At 62.9% G+C, this 17,273-nt stretch carries 25 protein-coding genes and 1 pseudogene; 2 read left to right on the forward strand and 24 right to left on the reverse strand.

The genetic code is table 11. The features are described 5' to 3' along the window. Positions 1 to 6 precede the first annotated feature (6 nt). The 22 genes and pseudogenes from rplR to rpsL all read right to left on the reverse strand — a co-directional run bounded on the left by rplR (position 7) and on the right by rpsL (position 13,141). A complete protein-coding gene (rplR, locus tag VHO05_RS00290) occupies positions 7 to 369 on the reverse strand; it encodes a 50S ribosomal protein L18 (protein ID WP_329644609.1) in 363 nt (120 codons plus the stop codon). Positions 370 to 382: 13 nt separating this feature from the next. Further along, positions 383 to 925 (reverse strand): 50S ribosomal protein L6, encoded by a 543-nt coding sequence (gene rplF, locus VHO05_RS00295; protein ID WP_329644610.1) that lies wholly within the window; start codon positions 923 to 925, stop codon positions 383 to 385. 42 nt (positions 926 to 967) lie between these two features. Further along, positions 968 to 1,366: a 30S ribosomal protein S8 gene (rpsH, locus tag VHO05_RS00300; protein ID WP_329644611.1), complete on the reverse strand. Its 399-nt coding sequence runs from the start codon at positions 1,364 to 1,366 to the stop codon at positions 968 to 970. 16 nt (positions 1,367 to 1,382) lie between these two features. Next, positions 1,383 to 1,688, reverse strand: a complete 306-nt coding sequence (gene rpsN, locus VHO05_RS00305; protein WP_329644612.1) for a 30S ribosomal protein S14 — start codon at positions 1,686 to 1,688, stop codon at positions 1,383 to 1,385. 40 nt (positions 1,689 to 1,728) lie between these two features. After that, positions 1,729 to 2,409 carry a 50S ribosomal protein L5 gene (rplE, locus tag VHO05_RS00310; protein ID WP_329644613.1) on the reverse strand — a complete coding sequence of 227 codons (681 nt, stop codon included), beginning with the start codon at positions 2,407 to 2,409 and terminating at the stop codon, positions 1,729 to 1,731. Between the two features lie 3 nt (positions 2,410 to 2,412). Continuing rightward, the gene (gene rplX / locus VHO05_RS00315; RefSeq protein ID WP_329644614.1) at positions 2,413 to 2,739 is read right to left on the reverse strand and encodes a 50S ribosomal protein L24; all 327 of its coding nucleotides are present in this window, start codon (positions 2,737 to 2,739) and stop codon (positions 2,413 to 2,415) included. Next, positions 2,739 to 3,107, reverse strand: coding sequence for a 50S ribosomal protein L14 (gene rplN, locus VHO05_RS00320; RefSeq protein WP_291148831.1), 369 nt, complete (start codon positions 3,105 to 3,107; stop codon positions 2,739 to 2,741). The genes rplX and rplN overlap by 1 nt, the downstream gene beginning before the upstream one ends. Before the next feature lie 94 nt (positions 3,108 to 3,201). Continuing rightward, on the reverse strand, positions 3,202 to 3,435 hold the full coding sequence (gene rpsQ / locus VHO05_RS00325; protein ID WP_308959797.1) for a 30S ribosomal protein S17: 234 nt from the start codon (positions 3,433 to 3,435) through the stop codon (positions 3,202 to 3,204). Between the two features lie 12 nt (positions 3,436 to 3,447). Further along, positions 3,448 to 3,678: a 50S ribosomal protein L29 gene (rpmC, locus tag VHO05_RS00330; RefSeq protein WP_329644615.1), complete on the reverse strand. Its 231-nt coding sequence runs from the start codon at positions 3,676 to 3,678 to the stop codon at positions 3,448 to 3,450. A gap of 32 nt (positions 3,679 to 3,710) precedes the next feature. Then, positions 3,711 to 4,121, reverse strand: coding sequence for a 50S ribosomal protein L16 (gene rplP / locus VHO05_RS00335; protein ID WP_329644616.1), 411 nt, complete (start codon positions 4,119 to 4,121; stop codon positions 3,711 to 3,713). A gap of 24 nt (positions 4,122 to 4,145) precedes the next feature. Further along, positions 4,146 to 4,955, reverse strand: a complete 810-nt coding sequence (rpsC, locus tag VHO05_RS00340; protein WP_329644617.1) for a 30S ribosomal protein S3 — start codon at positions 4,953 to 4,955, stop codon at positions 4,146 to 4,148. A gap of 125 nt (positions 4,956 to 5,080) precedes the next feature. Continuing rightward, a pseudogene (gene rplV, locus VHO05_RS00345) lies at positions 5,081 to 5,458 on the reverse strand (50S ribosomal protein L22); the annotation flags it as partial. Next, positions 5,458 to 5,742, reverse strand: coding sequence for a 30S ribosomal protein S19 (gene rpsS / locus VHO05_RS00350; RefSeq protein ID WP_329644618.1), 285 nt, complete (start codon positions 5,740 to 5,742; stop codon positions 5,458 to 5,460). The pseudogene rplV and the gene rpsS, both read right to left, overlap by 1 nt. A 41-nt stretch (positions 5,743 to 5,783) precedes the next feature. After that, the gene (gene rplB, locus VHO05_RS00355; protein WP_329644619.1) at positions 5,784 to 6,605 is read right to left on the reverse strand and encodes a 50S ribosomal protein L2; all 822 of its coding nucleotides are present in this window, start codon (positions 6,603 to 6,605) and stop codon (positions 5,784 to 5,786) included. 15 nt (positions 6,606 to 6,620) lie between these two features. Then, positions 6,621 to 6,914, reverse strand: coding sequence for a 50S ribosomal protein L23 (locus VHO05_RS00360; protein ID WP_329644620.1), 294 nt, complete (start codon positions 6,912 to 6,914; stop codon positions 6,621 to 6,623). Beyond that, positions 6,914 to 7,558, reverse strand: a complete 645-nt coding sequence (gene rplD / locus VHO05_RS00365) for a 50S ribosomal protein L4 (RefSeq protein ID WP_329644621.1) — start codon at positions 7,556 to 7,558, stop codon at positions 6,914 to 6,916. Before rplD ends, VHO05_RS00360 begins: the two co-directional genes overlap by 1 nt. After that, entirely contained in the window at positions 7,558 to 8,250 is a 693-nt protein-coding gene (gene rplC, locus VHO05_RS00370; RefSeq protein ID WP_329644622.1) for a 50S ribosomal protein L3, read from the reverse strand. The genes rplD and rplC overlap by 1 nt, the downstream gene beginning before the upstream one ends. Before the next feature lie 66 nt (positions 8,251 to 8,316). Beyond that, positions 8,317 to 8,625, reverse strand: a complete 309-nt coding sequence (gene rpsJ, locus VHO05_RS00375; protein ID WP_020087370.1) for a 30S ribosomal protein S10 — start codon at positions 8,623 to 8,625, stop codon at positions 8,317 to 8,319. 77 nt (positions 8,626 to 8,702) lie between these two features. After that, entirely contained in the window at positions 8,703 to 9,911 is a 1,209-nt protein-coding gene (gene tuf, locus VHO05_RS00380; RefSeq protein WP_329644623.1) for an elongation factor Tu, read from the reverse strand. Positions 9,912 to 10,001: 90 nt separating this feature from the next. Continuing rightward, positions 10,002 to 12,092, reverse strand: coding sequence for an elongation factor G (gene fusA / locus VHO05_RS00385; RefSeq protein WP_329644624.1), 2,091 nt, complete (start codon positions 12,090 to 12,092; stop codon positions 10,002 to 10,004). A gap of 83 nt (positions 12,093 to 12,175) precedes the next feature. Then, positions 12,176 to 12,646 carry a 30S ribosomal protein S7 gene (rpsG, locus tag VHO05_RS00390; RefSeq protein WP_329644625.1) on the reverse strand — a complete coding sequence of 157 codons (471 nt, stop codon included), beginning with the start codon at positions 12,644 to 12,646 and terminating at the stop codon, positions 12,176 to 12,178. Positions 12,647 to 12,769: 123 nt separating this feature from the next. Then, on the reverse strand, positions 12,770 to 13,141 hold the full coding sequence (gene rpsL / locus VHO05_RS00395) for a 30S ribosomal protein S12 (RefSeq protein WP_329644626.1): 372 nt from the start codon (positions 13,139 to 13,141) through the stop codon (positions 12,770 to 12,772). 531 nt (positions 13,142 to 13,672) lie between these two features. On the opposite strand from rpsL, the gene VHO05_RS00400 reads away from it, so the two are divergent. Together VHO05_RS00400 and meaB are read left to right on the forward strand one after the other, a co-directional pair. Continuing rightward, positions 13,673 to 14,647 carry a zinc metalloprotease HtpX gene (locus VHO05_RS00400; protein WP_329644627.1) on the forward strand — a complete coding sequence of 325 codons (975 nt, stop codon included), beginning with the start codon at positions 13,673 to 13,675 and terminating at the stop codon, positions 14,645 to 14,647. 81 nt (positions 14,648 to 14,728) lie between these two features. Continuing rightward, a complete protein-coding gene (meaB, locus tag VHO05_RS00405; RefSeq protein WP_329644628.1) occupies positions 14,729 to 15,706 on the forward strand; it encodes a methylmalonyl Co-A mutase-associated GTPase MeaB in 978 nt (325 codons plus the stop codon). Here meaB and VHO05_RS00410 read toward each other — a convergent pair. Then, on the reverse strand, positions 15,703 to 16,686 hold the full coding sequence (locus VHO05_RS00410; RefSeq protein WP_329644629.1) for a PP2C family protein-serine/threonine phosphatase: 984 nt from the start codon (positions 16,684 to 16,686) through the stop codon (positions 15,703 to 15,705). The genes meaB and VHO05_RS00410 overlap by 4 nt on opposite strands. Then, entirely contained in the window at positions 16,683 to 17,258 is a 576-nt protein-coding gene (locus tag VHO05_RS00415; protein ID WP_329644630.1) for an FHA domain-containing protein, read from the reverse strand. The genes VHO05_RS00410 and VHO05_RS00415 overlap by 4 nt, the downstream gene beginning before the upstream one ends. Between the last annotated feature and the right edge of the window lie 15 nt (positions 17,259 to 17,273).

Raw genomic sequence — 17,273 nt, forward strand, 5'->3', positions numbered from 1 at the left:
CTTTCATCAGAAGCTGAGGCCGCCCTCGCGGGCCGCATCGGCAAGCGCTTTCACGCGCCCGTGGTAGATATAGCCGCCGCGATCGAAGATGACGTCCTTGACGCCCGCCTTGATTGCGCGCTCGGCGACAAGCTTGCCGATCGTTGCGGCCGCTGCCTTGTCGGCGCCGGTCTTGAGCGACGTGCGCAGATCCTTCTCGAGGCTCGACGCAGAAGCCAGCGTCTTGCCGTTGGCGTCGTCGATGATCTGCGCATAGATGTGCTTCGACGAGCGATGGATCGAGAGACGCGGACGGCCCGCGGCGCGGACCTTCAACGTCCGGCGCACGCGTGCACGGCGCCTTTCGAACTGGGTGTTTGCGTTGGCCATGGCCTGTGGTGTCCTACTTCTTCTTGCCTTCCTTGCGGAAGACGTGCTCGCCCTTGAAGCGTACGCCCTTACCCTGATAGGGCTCAGGCTTGCGCGAGGCGCGGATTTCGGCGGCAACCTGGCCGACGAGCTGCTTGTCGATGCCCGAAACGGTCACGACTTCCTGCTTTGCGCCGCCCACCTTCACTTCGACGCCCGCCGGGATCGTGTGGACGACGTCGTGGCTGAAGCCAACCGACAGCGTCAACTGATCCTTGCCCTTCAGAGCCGCCTTGAAGCCGACGCCGTGGATTTCGAGCGTATGCGTGTAACCCTCGGTGACGCCGGTGATCAGGTTCTGCACCATGGAACGCGACATACCCCACATGGAGCGTGCCTTCTTGGTGTCCTCGGCGAGCGTGAGCTCAATGCCGTCGGCAGTCTTCTCGACCTTGATCTCTTCGGGCAGCGTGAACGAGAGCTCACCCTTGGCGCCCTTCATTTTGACGGTCTGGCCCGACACCGTCGCCGTGACGGCGGCGGGAACGGGAACCGGCTTCTTTCCGATGCGTGACATCTTTTTTGTCCTCGCGCTCCCGGCCGGGGCCGGGACCTCTCGTTAGAATACGTTGCAGATGACTTCGCCGCCGACGTTCTCTTCCTTGGCGCGCGCATCCGACATCACGCCCTTCGGCGTCGAGAGGATGGCGACGCCGAGACCGTTGGCAACGCTCTTCAGATCGCGAACCGGCGAATAGACGCGCCGGCCGGGGGTCGAAACGCGGCTGATCTCCTTGATCGCCGGCTGACCATTGAAATACTTGAGCTCGATTTCGAACTCCGGGAGCGAGCCCTTCTGCTCAACGCGAGCGTAGCCGCGGATGTAGCCTTCCTCGACGAGAACGTCGAGCACGCGGGCGCGCATGTTCGAAGCGGGTGTCGAGACCTTCGGGCGGCGGCGGAGCTGCGCATTGCGGATGCGCGTCAGCATATCGCCGATGGGATCATTCATTGCCATGTGCGGAGGCCCTCTCTTACCAGCTCGACTTGACCATGCCGGGGATCAACCCCTGCGAGGCCAGCTCACGGAGCTGGTTGCGGCACATCTTGAGCTTGCGGTAGTTGCCACGGGCGCGGCCCGTGATCTCGCAGCGATTGCGGATACGCACGGCGGAGCCGTTGCGCGGCATCTCGGCGAGCTTGAGGCGCGCGGCGAAACGCTCTTCAGCGGGACGCTTCAGATCGTCGGCAATCGCCTTCAGGCGCTTGCGCTTCGCGGCGTGCTGGGCGACCAGCTTGCGGCGGTGGTTGTTCTTTTCGATAGAGCTCGTCTTAGCCATTCATATCCTCCAAAGGCCTTTCGGGATTGCCCGAGGTCCTCTAGCTGCGGAAAGGGAAGTTGAAACCACGAAGCAGCTCGCGCGCTTCGTCGTCGGAATTTGCCGAGGTGACGACGATCACGTCGAGGCCCCAAACCTGGTCGACCTTGTCGTAATCGATCTCGGGGAACACGATGTGCTCCTTGAGACCGCAGGCAAAGTTGCCACGGCCGTCGAAGCTCTTCGGATTCAGACCGCGGAAGTCCTTCACGCGCGGCAGCGCGATGGTGACGAAGCGGTCCAGGAATTCGTACATGCGGTCGCCGCGCAGCGTGACCTTGCAGCCGAGCGTCATGCCCTCGCGGACCTTGAAGGTCGCGATCGACTTGGTCGAGCGGGTCATGAGCGGCTTCTGGCCGGCGATGAGCGCCAGGTCGCCTGCAGCGTTGTCGACCTTCTTGCGGTCGGCCGTCGCTTCGCCCACGCCCATGTTGAGCACGATCTTCTCGATGCGCGGAATCTGCATCGGGTTCGCGTAGGCGAACTTTTCCTTGAGAGCGTCGCGGACGACCTTCTCATAGTGCGTCTTGAGGCGGGGTTTATAGTCCTTCGGACGCGGCTTCCACTCGCGCGGAGCGGCCTCGGCCTTCGGGGCTTTTCCGCCCTTGGCTTCCTTGCCCGGCTTGCCAGCGGGCGCGCCACCGGCCTTTGCGGCCTTCTGGGGTTTCTCTTTCTCGGCCATGGCTTAATTCTTCTCCGGAATGATCTCGCCCGAGCGCTTGGCGAAGCGGACCTTCTTGCCGTCGTCCAGGATGCGGAAACCGACGCGGGTCGGCTTGCCGTCCTTAGGATCCTCGAGGGCAAGGTTCGAAATCTGGATCGCGGCTTCCTTAGAGATGATGCCGCCTTCGGCCTTCGCCGTCTGGCGCTGGTGACGGCGCACGACGTTGATGCCGCGAACGAGGGCGCGGTTCTCCTTCGGGCGAACCTCGATGACTTCGCCGCGCTTGCCTTTATCGCGACCGGTCAAGACGACGACACTGTCGCCTTTTTTGATCTTAAGGGACGCCATTACAGCACCTCCGGAGCGAGCGAGACAATCTTCATGTGGTTCTTGGCGCGAAGCTCGCGCGTGACGGGTCCGAAAATACGCGTGCCGACCGGCTCACCCTGTGCGTTGATCAGCACAGCGGCGTTGCGATCGAAGCGGATCAGCGAACCGTCGGGACGGCGCACGCCCTTGGCGACACGCACGATCACGGCCTTCATGACCTGACCCTTCTTAACGCGGCCCTTCGGAATCGCCTCCTTCACGGACACGACGATCGTGTCACCGATGGTGGCGTACTTGCGCTTGGACCCACCCAGCACCTTGATGCACTGGACGCGCCGCGCTCCCGAATTGTCAGCGACGTCGAGATTTGTCTCCATCTGGATCATCGCACCGTCTCTCTTCCTGCCGCTGCAACCGCGGCTTCAAATCGTATTTCGTTCCGGTGCCGGTTCCGCCGAGCGGCCTAGCACCACCTCAAATTCAGTGCTTCTCGAGCACGACCCAACGCTTCAACTTCGAGATGGGAGCCGACTCCTGGATCTCGACCCGGTCGCCCGTCTTGTGCACGTTCTTCTCGTCGTGTGCGTGGTACTTCTTTGTGCGGCGCACCGTCTTCTTCAGAAGCGGATGCGTGTAACGGCGTTCCACCTCGACGACAATCGTCTTGTCGTTCTTGTTCGATACAACCACACCCTGCAGGACGCGTTTCGGCATCGCTCTATCTCCTTACGCGCCAGACTTCGATTTCGAGGCAGCCTTCGACGAGGAACCGCCCCGCTTCTGGCCGGCGAGGGTCAGCACCCGCGCGATATCCCGACGAACCTGGCGCACGCGCGAGGTGTTCTCGAGCTGGCCCGATGCCTTCTGAAAGCGCAGGTTGAACTGCTCCTTCTTGAGTTTCGCCAACTGATCGTCGAGCTGATCGAGCGACATGCCCTTCAAATCACCCGCTGTCATCGTCGTAATCCTTATCCTTGCACTCGCGCGGCTTAGCCGATGCGCGTCACAATGCGTGTCTTGATCCCAAGCTTAGCAGCGCCGAGCAGGAGCGCCTCACGCGCGACCTGATCGGGAACGCCGTCGAGCTCGAACATGATGCGGCCCGGCTTCACGCGCGAGACCCACAGCTCGATACCGCCCTTGCCGGAGCCCATGCGGACTTCAGCCGGCTTCTTCGTGACCGGAACGTCCGGGAAGATGCGGATCCAGACGCGGCCAGCGCGCTTCATGTGGCGCGTGATCGCGCGGCGGGCTGCCTCGATCTGACGTGCGGTGACGCGCTCGGGCTCCACAGCCTTGAGGCCATGAGATCCGAAGTTCAGAGTCGTGCCGCCCTTCGCAGCGCCGTGGATGCGGCCCTTGAACTGCTTGCGGAACTTTGTCTTTTTCGGTGACAGCATCTTCCGATTCCTTCACGGGCCTTCTTAGGCCTGCTCCTGTCCTTCGTTGGCCGCTTCAGCGGAAGCGCCACCACGCGGGCCGCGATCACCGCGATCGCCCCTCGGGCCGCGACGCTCACGGCGCTCGCCATCCTCGCGACGCGGGCGTCCACCGGTGCCGTCGCCGGCTCCTTCGGTCGCGCGGCGCTCAGAGGCCATCGGGTCGTGCTCCATGAGCTCGCCCTTGAAGATCCAAACCTTGATACCGATCACGCCGTATGCGGTCTGCGCAACGCCGTAGCCGAAATCGATGTCGGCGCGGAGCGTATGCAGCGGCACGCGGCCTTCGCGGTACCACTCCGTGCGCGCGATTTCAGCGCCGCCAAGACGGCCAGCAACGTTGATACGAATACCAACGGCGCCGGCGCGCAGAGCGGTCTGCACAGCGCGCTTCATGGCGCGGCGGAATGCGACGCGGCGCTCGAGCTGCTGGGCAATGTTCTCGGCGACAAGCGTCGCGTCGGTGTCGGGCTTGCGCACTTCGAGGAGGTTCAGGTGAACTTCCGACGAGGTGTAGCGAGCCAGCTCCGAACGCAGCTTCTCGATGTCGGCGCCCTTCTTGCCGATGAGCACGCCGGGGCGCGCCGTGTGAACTGTCACGCGGCACTTCTTGTGCGGACGCTCGATCACGACCTTCGAGATGCCGGCCGTGCGCTGCATCTTCATGATGTGCTCGCGGATCGCGAAGTCCTCATGAAGGAGCTTGCCGTACTCACCACGACGGGCGAACCAGCGGCTGTCCCAGGTGCGGTTGATGCCGACGCGCAGGCCGACGGGATTGACTTTATGACCCATTACTCGGCCTCCTTCTCAGCCGCAGCAGCCTTGGTCTCGCCAGCCGGCTTCTTGGCCGCGGCCTTCTTCTTCGGAGCTGCGTCCTTGGCGGACTTGGCATCCTTGCCCTTTGCCTTGGGCTTCTCAGCCTCAGCCTCGGTCTCACGAACAACGACCGTGATCTGCGAGAACGGCTTCTTGATCGAGAAGCCGCGGCCACGACCGCGGGCCGCGAAGCGCTTCATCACGAGGTTCTTGCCGACGTAGGCCTCGGAGACGATCAGGGCGTTGACGTCGAGGTCATGATTGTTCTCGGCGTTGGCAACGGCGCTCATCACGCATTTGCGCACGTCCTGAGCGATCCGCTTCCTCGAGAACTCGAGATCGGCGAGCGCCTGGTCGACCTTCTTGCCACGGATCAGGCCCGCGACGAGGTTCAGCTTCTGCGGCGAGACGCGAAGGTTCTTCGCGATCGCGCGGGCCTCTTTATCGGAGAGGCTCCTTTCCCGGCTCGGCTTGCCCATTATCTCTTACCCACCGCTGCTTTCTTGTCGCCGCCATGGCCATGGAACGAGCGGGTCGGCGCAAACTCGCCGAGCTTATGCCCGATCATGTCCTCGGTGACGTTCACCGGAACGTGCTTCTGGCCGTTGTAGACGCCGAAGGTCAGCCCCACGAACTGGGGCAGGATCGTCGAGCGACGGCTCCAGGTCTTGATGACCTCGTTGCGGCCCGACGAACGCACCTTCTCAGCCTTCTTGAGAATGTAGCCGTCGACGAACGGGCCTTTCCAAATTGCGCGTGTCACTCTCTCGTCTCCTCGATCGTCTGCTCGACGCTTAAGTCGGGTTACTTGCTCTTCGAGCGGCTTCTGACGATGAACTTGTTGGTCTGCTTGTTCTTGCGGGTCTTGAAGCCCTTGGTCGGCTTGCCCCACGGCGTCGCCCAGTGCTTACCACCCTTGGTGCGGCCACCGTTCGGATGGTCGATCGGGTTCATAGCAATCGAGCGGACGGTCGGACGGTTGCCCTTCCAGCGCTGGCGGCCGGCCTTGCCGATCACCTCGTTGTTGTGATCCGGGTTCGAAACTGCACCCACCGAAGCCATGCACTCGGCGCGGACTTTGCGGGTCTCGCCGGAGTTGAGCTTCAGCACCGCCCAGCCAGAGTCACGGCCGACGAGCTGCACGAAGGCACCAGCGGAGCGCGCCAGCTGGCCACCGCCGCCCGGCTTCAGCTCGACGTTATGCACAATGGTGCCGATCGGCATGGCAGCCAACGGCATGGCGTTGCCGGGCTTCACGTCAACCTTTGTACCCGAGACGACCTGATCGCCAACCTGGAGACGCTGCGGCGCCAGGATGTAGGCCAGATGACCATCCGAATACTTGATCAGCGCGATGAAAGCCGTGCGGTTCGGATCGTACTCCAGACGCTCGACAGTGGCGACAACGTCGTGCTTGCGGCGACGGAAGTCGACCATGCGATACGACTGCTTGTGACCGCCGCCGATGTGACGCGTCGTGATACGGCCGTCGCTGTTGCGGCCACCGGTCTTGCGCTTGCCTTCGGTCAGCATCTTGACCGGATCACCCTTCCAAAGGTGACCGCGATCAACCTGCACCAAGTGCCGGAGACCCGGGGACGTCGGACGGTATGTCTTCAATGACATGGGGACGGCTCTCCTTTAAAGGCCCGTCGTGACGTCGATCGAGTGGCCTTCCTCGAGCGTCACGATGGCCTTTTTCACGTCGCTGAGCTGGGCCTGGATGCCGCGGAACGTGCGGCGCTTGCCTTTGCGCACCAGTGTATTCACGGCCTTGACCTTCACATTGAAGAGGGTCTCGACCGCAGATTTGATGTCGGTCTTGTTGGCGCCCGAGGCGACCTTGAAGATCACCTGGTTTGCTTCCGAAACCTGCGTTGCCTTCTCGGTGATGACCGGAGAAAGGATGACGTCATATGCCTTGAGCTTGTTCATCACTTCGCCTCCGCTTTGGCCTTCACGTCGGCGAAGCGCACGTCAAGCGCTTCAACCGCGGCCTTGGTCAGCACGAGCTTCTCGCGGCGAAGAATGTCGTAGACGTTGATGCCGGCGATCGGCAACACGTCGATGTGCGGAATGTTGCGCGCCGCGCGAGCGAACGCATCATCCAGCGACACGCCATCAATGATCAGCGCGCTCTTCCAACCGAGGGAAGCGAACTGCTTCTTGAGCGCGCCCGTCTTGCCGTCCGAGGAAGCCGTATCGATCACGACGATCTCGCCAGCCTTCGCCTTGGCAGACAGGGCATGACGAAGCGCGAGAGCGCGGAACTTCTTGGTCAGGTCGATGGCGTGGCTACGCGGCTTCGGGCCGAACGCCTTGCCGCCGCCGCGCCACTGCGGAACCGACTTGTCGCCATGACGGGCGCCACCGGTTCCCTTCTGCTTGTACATCTTCTTGCCCGTGACCGAGACTTCGGAGCGGTCCTGGGCGTGATGCGTGCCAGCCATGCGCTTGAGCTGCTGGTAACGCACCATGCGATGCAGGATGTCGCTGCGCGGCTCGAGCCCGTAAATGGCGTCGGCGAGCTCGATCTCACCGGCCTTCTTCGCTTCGAGCGTGGTGACGCTTGCTTTCATCACGCCTTCTCCTTGCTGGCCGGCTTGAACGCGCCGGGCGTCGGCGCATCGGCATGGGCCTTCTTCTTGACGGCGTCGCGAACGATCACCCAGCCACCCTTGGAGCCGGGGACGGCGCCGCGGATCATGAGCAGGCCGCGCTCAACGTCGATCTTCGCAACGACGAGGTTCTGCGTCGTGACGCGCTCGTCGCCGAGATGGCCAGCCATCTTCTTGCCCTTGAACACCTTGCCGGGGTCCTGGCGCTGACCGGTCGAGCCGTGCGAGCGATGCACGACGGAAACACCGTGCGTTGCACGCAGACCGCCGAAGTTCCAGCGCTTCATGGCACCCTGGAAGCCCTTACCCTGGCTGGTGCCAGTCACATCGACGAACTGGCCGGCAACGAAGTGGTCAGCCGTAATCTCGGCGCCCACTTCGATCAGGTTCTCCGGGCTCACGCGGAACTCTGCAAGCTTGCGCTTGGGCTCCACGCTGGCAACCGCAAAACCGCCGCGCTCCGACTTGGTGAGGCGCGAAGGCTTTCTGGTGCCGGCTCCGACCTGAACTGCGGTGTAGCCATGCTTGTCGGCGGTGCGCTGCGACAGGACCTGAAGCTTCTCAAGCTTCAGCACCGTCACAGGCACATGCTCTCCCGCATCCGTGAAGATACGGGTCATGCCGACTTTCTGTGCAATCACTCCGGAACGCATTTGTTCGCATTCCTTCCTTTTTATTCGCAGCCGACACGGAAGACCTCCCGTTCAGCGCGGTATCCTCTAGAGCTTAATTTCCACGTCCACGCCTGCAGCGAGGTCGAGCTTCATAAGAGCATCGACAGTCTGCGGGGTGGGATCCACGATATCCAACATGCGCTTGTGCGTGCGCATCTCGAACTGCTCGCGGCTCTTCTTGTCGATGTGCGGAGAGCGATTCACCGTGAAACGTTCGATGCGAGTCGGCAACGGGATTGGGCCCCGAACCTCCGCGCCGGTGCGCTTCGCCGTGTTCACGATTTCCCGCGTCGACGCATCGAGAATTCGATGGTCGAACGCCTTCAATCGGATGCGGATGTTTTGGCCGTTCATTGTCTTGAACCCGCTAAATGAGAGAAGCGCTCCAGCCCGGCGTTACCGCCGCCCTCTCGAGCGCCTCTCTTCTTTTGCTACTCAACGATCTTGGTGACGACGCCGGCGCCGACGGTGCGGCCGCCTTCGCGAATTGCGAAGCGCACCTTCTCTTCCATGGCGATCGGCGAGACCAGCTCGACATCCACCGCGATGTTGTCGCCGGGCATCACCATTTCCGTGCCTTCCGGCAGCGTCACGACGCCGGTGACGTCGGTCGTGCGGAAGTAGAACTGGGGACGATAGTTGGTGAAGAACGGCGTGTGACGGCCGCCCTCTTCCTTGGTGAGGACGTAGGCCTCAGCCTTGAACTTCTTGTGCGGCTTCACGGAGCCGGGCTTTGCGAGAACCTGGCCACGCTCGACGGCTTCCTTGTCGATGCCGCGCAGGAGGCAACCGACGTTGTCGCCGGCTTCGCCGCTATCCAGAAGCTTGCGGAACATTTCGACGCCGGTCACGATCGACTTCTGCGTCGCTGCGAGACCAACGATCTCGATTTCCTCGCCAACCTTGATCACGCCGCGCTCGATACGGCCGGTGACGACCGTGCCGCGGCCCGAGATCGAGAACACGTCTTCGATCGGCATCAGGAAGGGCTGATCCTTCGGACGCTCCGGGAGCGGGATGTAGGTGTCGAGAGCTTCGTAAAGCTTGATGATCGCTTCGTCAGCGAGCGGGCCCTTCTCGCCGTTCAGCGCCTTGACGGCGGCGCCGCGGATGACCGGCGTGTCGTCGCCCGGGAACTGGTACTTCGAGAGAAGTTCGCGAACTTCCATCTCGACGAGATCGAGGAGCTCGGGGTCGTCAACGATATCGCACTTGTTCAGGAACACGACGATGTAGGGAACGCCGACCTGACGGGCGAGCAGAATGTGCTCGCGGGTCTGCGGCATCGGGCCGTCGACTGCGGACACGACCAGGATCGCGCCGTCCATCTGAGCGGCGCCGGTGATCATGTTCTTGACGTAGTCGGCGTGGCCGGGGCAGTCGACGTGGGCGTAGTGGCGGTTCGGCGTCGCGTACTCGACGTGCGAGGTGGCGATCGTCAGAATCTTGGTGGGGTCGCGGCGGCCCTGGCTCTCAGAAGCTTTCGCAACGTTGTCATAGGTAATCGCGCTGGTCGTCCAGCCGCGGTCAAACGAGACCTTCGTCAAGGCCGCAGTCAGCGTGGTCTTGCCGTGGTCGACGTGACCGATGGTGCCGACGTTTACGTGCGGCTTGTTGCGCTCGAATTTCGCTTTGGCCATCGTAGCCTCTCCTTAAAGCTCGTTCTGTACCTGTCCGGGGTTCACCCGGTAACCTTCGCCTGAGACTGCACCCCGGCTGGGGCGCCACCATCAGGCGTATTTCGCCTTAACTTCATCCGCCACGTTGCGCGGCACGTCTGCGTAATGCGCGAACTGCATCGTGTAGGACGCGCGCCCCGTAGACATCGACCGCAGCTGGCTCACGTAGCCGAACATGTTCGCGAGCGGCACGTAGGCACGGATGACCGTCGCGTTGCCGCGCATCTCCTGCGTGCGGATCTGGCCGCGGCGGGAGTTGATGTCGCCGATGATCGAGCCGACGAAATCGCCCGGCGTGACCACCTCGACGTCCATGATCGGCTCGAGAATCTTCACGCCACCCTTTTCGCAGCCTTCCTTCATGGCCGCGCGGGTCGCGATTTCGAACGCGATCGCAGAAGAGTCCACCTCGTGGAAGGCGCCGTCGTGGAGCGTCACCTTCATGTCGACGAGCGGGAAGCCGATCAGAACACCGTTGTCCCACACCGACTTGACGCCCTTTTCGACGCCCGGGATGTACTCGCGGGGAACGGTGCCGCCAACGATGGTGCTCTCGAACACGTTACCCTTGCCGGTCTCGTTCGGCTCGAGCTTGAGCTTGACGCGGGCGAACTGGCCCGTACCGCCGGTCTGCTTCTTGTGCGTGTAGTCGATGTCAGCCGGACGTGCGAGCGTCTCACGATAGGCGACCTGTGGGGCGCCGACGTTGGCTTCGACGTTATAGGTGCGCTTCAGGATGTCGACCTTGATGTCGAGATGAAGCTCGCCCATGCCCTTGAGAATGGTTTCGCCGCTTTCCTGATCGACGGAAACACGGAAGGACGGATCCTCGACAGCCATGGTGTTGAGAGCGATCGCCATCTTCTCCTGGTCGGCCTTGGTCTTGGGCTCGATCTTGAGGTTGATGACGGGCTCCGGGAATTCCATCTTCTCAAGGATGACGGGCTTGTTCGGATCGCACAGCGTTTCGCCCGTGCGCGTATCCTTGAGGCCCTGCAGCGCGACGATGTCGCCAGCATAGGCTTCCTTGATTTCTTCGCGGTCGGCGGCGTGCATGAGGTACATGCGGCCAGCGCGCTCTTTCTTGTCGCGCGAGGTGTTGGCGAGCGCCATGCCCTGCTCGAGCTTACCCGAGTAGACGCGGCAGAACGTGATCGAACCGACGTGCTCGAAGCTCATGATCTTGAAGGCGATCATGGCAAGCGGCTCGCTGTCGGACGGACGGCGCGGGCTCTCTTCGCCGGTCTTCGGATCGATGCCCTTGTAGGCTTCACGGTCGAGCGGGCTCGGCAGGAAGTCGACGACGGCGTCGAGAAGCGGCTGGACGCCCTTGTTCTTAAAGGCAGAGCCGCAGAGCATCGGGTAGAAGGCGCGCGTGACGGTCGCCTTACGGATGAGCTTACGGAGCGTCGCCTCGTCGGGCTCCTTGCCCTCGAGGTAAGCTTCCATCGCCGCATCGTCCATCTCGACGGCGGCCTCGATCATCGCAGCGCGGAATTCGTTCGCTTTATCGACGAGGTCGGCAGGGATCTCGCCCTCGACCATCGGAGCGTCCTTGGCGTCGCCTTCCCAGACGATCGACTTCATTTTGATGAGGTCGACGACACCCTTGAAATCGGCTTCGGCACCGATCGGAATCTGCAACGGCACAGCGCGCGCACCAAGCTTGTCCTTGATGTCTGCGACGCACATGTAGAAATCGGCGCCAGTCTTATCCATCTTGTTGGAGAAGATGATGCGCGGAACGTTGTACTTGTCGCCCTGACGCCAGACGGTCTCAGTCTGCGGCTCGACGCCCTGGTTGGAGTCGAGCACGCACACGGCGCCATCGAGCACGCGCAGCGAACGCTCGACTTCGATGGTGAAGTCGACGTGACCTGGGGTGTCGATGATGTTCAGACGACGCTTCTTGTTGTCACGACCCACCCAGAAGCAGGTTGTCGCGGCCGACGTGATCGTGATGCCCCGCTCAGCTTCCTGATCCATGAAGTCCATCGTCGAGGCGCCATCGTGCGTCTCGCCGATCTTGTAGGATCGTCCGGTGAAGTAGAGGATCCGCTCGGTCGTCGTGGTCTTGCCAGCATCAATGTGGGCCATGATGCCGAAGTTGCGGTAGTCCTCAATGGCGTATTGCCGGGCCATGCGATTGCCTCAGAGTTTTTCCATTTGCGCTTCAGTTGCCAACCCTAGCGGAGCCAAGCTCCACTTGGACGCAACCGCCGCGACTACCAGCGGTAATGAGAGAACGCCCGGTTGGCGTCCGCCATCTTGTGAGTGTCTTCGCGCTTCTTGACTGCCGTGCCGCGGTTCGAAGCTGCATCGAGCAGCTCGGCCGAGAGACGCTCAACCATCGTGTTCTCGTTGCGGCCGCGCGCAGCAGCGATGATCCAGCGGATCGCGAGAGCCTGACGGCGCTCAGAGCGAACCTCGACCGGAACCTGGTAGGTCGCACCACCGACGCGGCGAGAACGAACCTCGACAGCCGGCATCACGTTGTCCAACGCCTGATGGAACATGGCGATCGGATCCGACTTCGCCTTCTGCTCCATACGCTCGAGGGCGCCATACACGATGCGCTCAGCGACCGACTTCTTGCCGTCGCTCATGACGGCGTTCATGAACTTGGTCAGCACCAGATCCGCAAACTTCGGATCCGGATTGACTTCGCGCTTCTCTGCACTGTGACGACGGGACATGTGTCCTAGTCCTTCGCTTATTCTCGCTTCGGCTCACCCCCGGGCGAGCCAACCTTGGAACTTCGAGATCCCGGATCTTTCCGCTCCTAAGCGGCTCGCCCGGGGTACCTCTGCAAGCGGCCCTTACTTCGGCCGCTTAGCTCCGTACTTCGAACGACGCTGCTTACGGTTGGCGACACCCTGGGTGTCGAGCACGCCGCGCAGAATGTGGTAACGAACGCCGGGCAAGTCCTTGACGCGACCGCCACGGATCAGGACCACGGAGTGCTCCTGAAGGTTGTGACCCTCGCCCGGAATGTAGCCGATGACCTCGTAGCCGTTGGTCAGGCGAATCTTCGCGACCTTACGGAGCGCCGAGTTCGGCTTCTTCGGCGTCGTCGTGTAGACGCGGGTGCACACGCCACGCTTCTGAGGGCAAGCCTCCATGTGGCGCGACTTCTCGCGGTAAACCTTCGGGTTCCGGGGTTTCCGGATCAGCTGTTGTATCGTTGGCATGAATGCCCCGCTTATTCGTTCGGCTCCAAATACCTTGGCACCCTTTCGGCTGCCACTTCGTCCCGCTCGGCCCGCGCGTCCGTGACAGCGCATGCACCAAACGAAACCTGCCGAGCCCCGGAGCCCCGGAAGCCTAGCATGGAAAAAACCAGAGGATCATCCGGCTCGCCTTTCGGCTCGCCAGCGATCTTGGCCCGAAAATGTCCTCTGCTTTGGGACGGCAGCGTTTAGGCTGAAGCGCAAAAGAGAGCGCAGAGAGGGCCTACCACCTACCGTGAGAGTGGCGTTCCTATATACAAACGCCGATTCCGGGTCAACACCTTGTGGACAACCAAAACGCAAGAAGTGACGCGTTGCCCCTTGGCTAGCGGGTTTTCGGGCGCAAATGCGTGGACGCGCCGCAGTCAACACCCTTCGTTTATCATACGAAAGTCTTTTTTGTCCGGCGAGATCTCACCTTCTCGGGCTCGACCCCGGGGGCGTGCGGCTCCTGCGTTCGAAATGGATATTTCTTCGACCTGGAGGGCGAAAATGCCTCCTTTTCTCAGCGCTTCAGCCTTGACGGGGCAGACGCGCCCGAACCTCTGGCACGGTGCACTGCTTCTTCTCGGCTTCCTGGTTCTGGTCACGATTCCCACCATGCTGCTGTGGGGCGTCGCAGGCCTGGCGGCTGCGGCGATATTGCTCGCCCTTATTCTCCCCTTGGCGGTGGGAATGCCCGCAGAGGCCGTGATGCGGCTTTACCAGACAACGCGTCTGCCCCGGGACGACAGCCAGCTTTCGAGTCTCGTGGATGTCCTGAGCTTCCGGGCCGAGTTGCCTCGGCGACCGGACCTCTACGTCATCCCCAGCATGACGCTCAACGCCTTCGCGGCCGGATCGCGGGACCGATCGGCGATCGCAGTTACCGAAGGGCTGTTGCGACGGCTAACCTTGGCCGAGACGGCGGGCGTGCTGGCCCATGAAATCTCGCATATCCGGAATAACGACCTTCTCGTCATGGGGCTCGCGGACGTGATCACGCGCGTCCTGCAGCTCATGAGCTACCTGGCACTCGGATTTGCCGTATTCAACGTTTTCGCCTACGCGCGGGGCGATGACATGATCTCGTGGTGGGCCGTTCTTTTCCTCTACCTCGCCCCCGCCCTCTCCAGCCTTCTTCAACTCGGTCTCTCCCGCGCCCGCGAGTTCGAGGCGGACCGAAATGCCGTGGTGCTGACAGGCGATCCGGGCGCCTTGGCCTCTGCCCTGCGCCGCCTTGAGACGTATACGGGGCACTTCTGGGAGGACCTGATGTTTCCGGTTCCCGCCCGGCGCGTCCCGCACCCTTCGCTGCTGCGGTCGCACCCGGAAACCGAGGACCGTGTCCAACGCCTGATCGCTCTCAAGGGCGAGGCTTCCGCGCACGAACCGCTGGTCATCGTCGAGCAGCCGATGATGTCCCTGGTCGGCTATGGTCCGGGGGACATGCGTCCCCGCTACCGGTGGCCCGGGCTTTGGTTCTAAGGCGCTAAATCCCGCTACTTGCAGGGGATGTGACGGCGCACAGGGTTGCCTCGCGGCCGTCGCCAGCGTATCAGCGCGCTCATGAACGACACGCCGCCCACCGCCCCGCCCGTTCCCCGCTCGACGCTCAAGCTCGAAGCGATTCCGGATCTCGTCCAGCGCCTGCGCGCCGGTGAGCGGCGGGCCATTGCCGCGGCCGTCACGGAGCTCGAGAAGCTGTCGGCGAGCGCGCCGCCGCTCCTCGAAGCGTTGCAGCCCTATCTCGGCAAGGCGCTCGTGGTGGGCTTCACGGGCCCTCCGGGCGCCGGCAAATCCACGCTCGTCAATGCCGTCATCGCACACGTGCGTTCGCAGGGTGGCACTGTCGGCGTGATCGCCGTCGATCCGTCGAGTCCAATCTCGGGCGGTGCGATTCTCGGCGACCGCATCCGCATGACCGCCGCCCTGGACGACGACGGCGTCTTCGTGCGCTCTCTCGCGAGCCGTGGCTATCTCGGCGGCCTTTCGCCGGCGGCCGTCCGCGTCATCGATGCGCTCGATGCGGCAGGATTCGACCTCGTGCTCCTGGAGACGGTCGGCACCGGACAAAGTGAAATGGACGTCGCGGAAGTGGCCGACGTACGGGTCGTGATCTCGGCGCCGGGTCTCGGCGACGACATTCAGGCGATGAAGTCGGGCCTACTCGAGATCGCCGACATTCTGGTCGTCAACAAGGGCGACCGCGAGGGCGCGGAGCTGACCCTGCAACAGCTTCTTGGCGCGCTGTCGATCCGCTCGATGCGCGCTCATATTCCGGTGCTCAAGACGACCGCAACGACGGGCGAAGGCGTGCCCGAGCTTTTCAAAGCCATGCAAGAGGTCGGCGCGCGGGGTGAAAAGGCCGGACCGATGGCACGGCGGCGGCGGCGCGCGCGCTATCTCATCGCTCGCGCAGCGGCGGACATCGTCGCGCATCGGGTCAAGGAGGACAGCGGTCGCGAGATCGACGGCCTCGCCGACGACGTCTTGTCCGGCCGCATCAGCCCGGATACGGCGGCGCGCAAGCTTCTGTCACGCTAGCCCAGCGCCGCGCGCAGCATCCAGCCGATCAAAAACATCAGGCCCATCCCGATCCCCAGGATCCAGCTGCGGTAGCGGCGAAACAGCTGATAGGCGGCGGGCGTGTGCCGGACTCGCTGCGTGGATTCCAAGCCGCTACCGGTCGCGGGTGGTGTCGTGAGCTTTAAAATGCGCGTTGGCGACTCATCCGTTGCGGTCGCCGTTGCGTCGTCTTCGATCTTGAGAACGACGACAGTCGCGTTGTCCTGATCCGGATCGCGCTTGGCTTCGACGGCGGCGATCAGGCGTTCCGCCATCTCGCCAGCCGCCCCGTCGCGGTTCGCGTAGACAATGTCACCGATCTCGTCGCCAGCGAGCGTTGCAATACCGTCGCTGGCGAGAATGAGCCAGTCCCCAGCCGCAAGCGGATAGGGATCACCCTGAAGATCGAGGATCTCAATCTTTTTCCCCGTCAGAGCCGAACGGAGGGCGTTGCGATAAGGGTTACTCGCTGCCTCGCCCGCCGACATTTTTCCTCGACGCGCCTGGTCGTCGAGGAAGGCGCCGAGTGAATGATCGGCATTAAGGCGCAGCACATCCGGCGCGCGAAACAACAGAAGCAGCGAGTCTCCGACGCTCACCCACCGCAAGCCCGCGCCGTCGATCCACGCTCCGACCAGAGTGCAGCCCATGCCGCGCAAACCGGCAGTCTCGGAGGCGCGAGCGGCAATAGCCGAATTGCTTGCGCCAAGGGCGGTATGCAGGCGATCCCCGGCCGCGCCATGGCGTCCAGAGAACGCGCTGATGAACGTCTCACACGCGAGCCTTCCCGCTACCTCGCCTCCGGCATGTCCGCCCATCCCATCGGCGACCACGGCAAGAACGCCCTCGCCGTCCTGCGCGGCGGGGTGAGCCGCCGAGGGCCAGATCGCGAAGGCGTCTTCTTGTTTGGCGCGCGTACCGATCGTGGCCCGGGCTGCGCCTGCCACGCGCCAGGTCATGCGTCGCCGACCTCGTCATTCCAGGAGAAATCGGGACCGCAGCAGGCGACGAACCGGAACGTGGTGTTACCGATGCGGAAGATGTCGTTGGGCTTCAGCTCGGTCGGTGCCAGCACAGGCTTTCCGCCAAGCCGCACAAGGTTCGATTTGCCGCCATGCTGAAGGTAGAAGGTCTGTGTTTCGTCGTCGAAGGTGATGAAAGCGTGCTCCTCGCGCGAAATGCTTTCGTCACCAAAGTCGAGAGAAATGCGCTGATCGGGACCTCGGCCGACCGAATTCATACCGACAAAAACTGGCCGGAAACCGCCCCGGCCCGGCCCTTTCACAATGACGATCCAGCCTGCAACCGGGTCTATGTCGACGGTGCCTTCACGTATATACTGCGTCTTGGCGAGAGGCTGCGGCCTCGCCGCCGGAGAGGCCGCAGACGCCCCGAAGTTGCCGACGAGGCGCGTGGTGCCGATGACAGAGCCGGTACGGGGCGGCACGGCGCCCTCTTGCATGTCGGGGCGGGAAACCAAGCGTGTTCTTTTATCCTCCTCGTCGCCCGGACTTCTCGGATCGTTGTTCATCATCGTCTCCTTGTC

Source organism: Hyphomicrobium sp., assembly GCF_036262015.1.
In the GTDB taxonomy this organism is placed as follows: domain Bacteria; phylum Pseudomonadota; class Alphaproteobacteria; order Rhizobiales; family Hyphomicrobiaceae; genus Hyphomicrobium_C.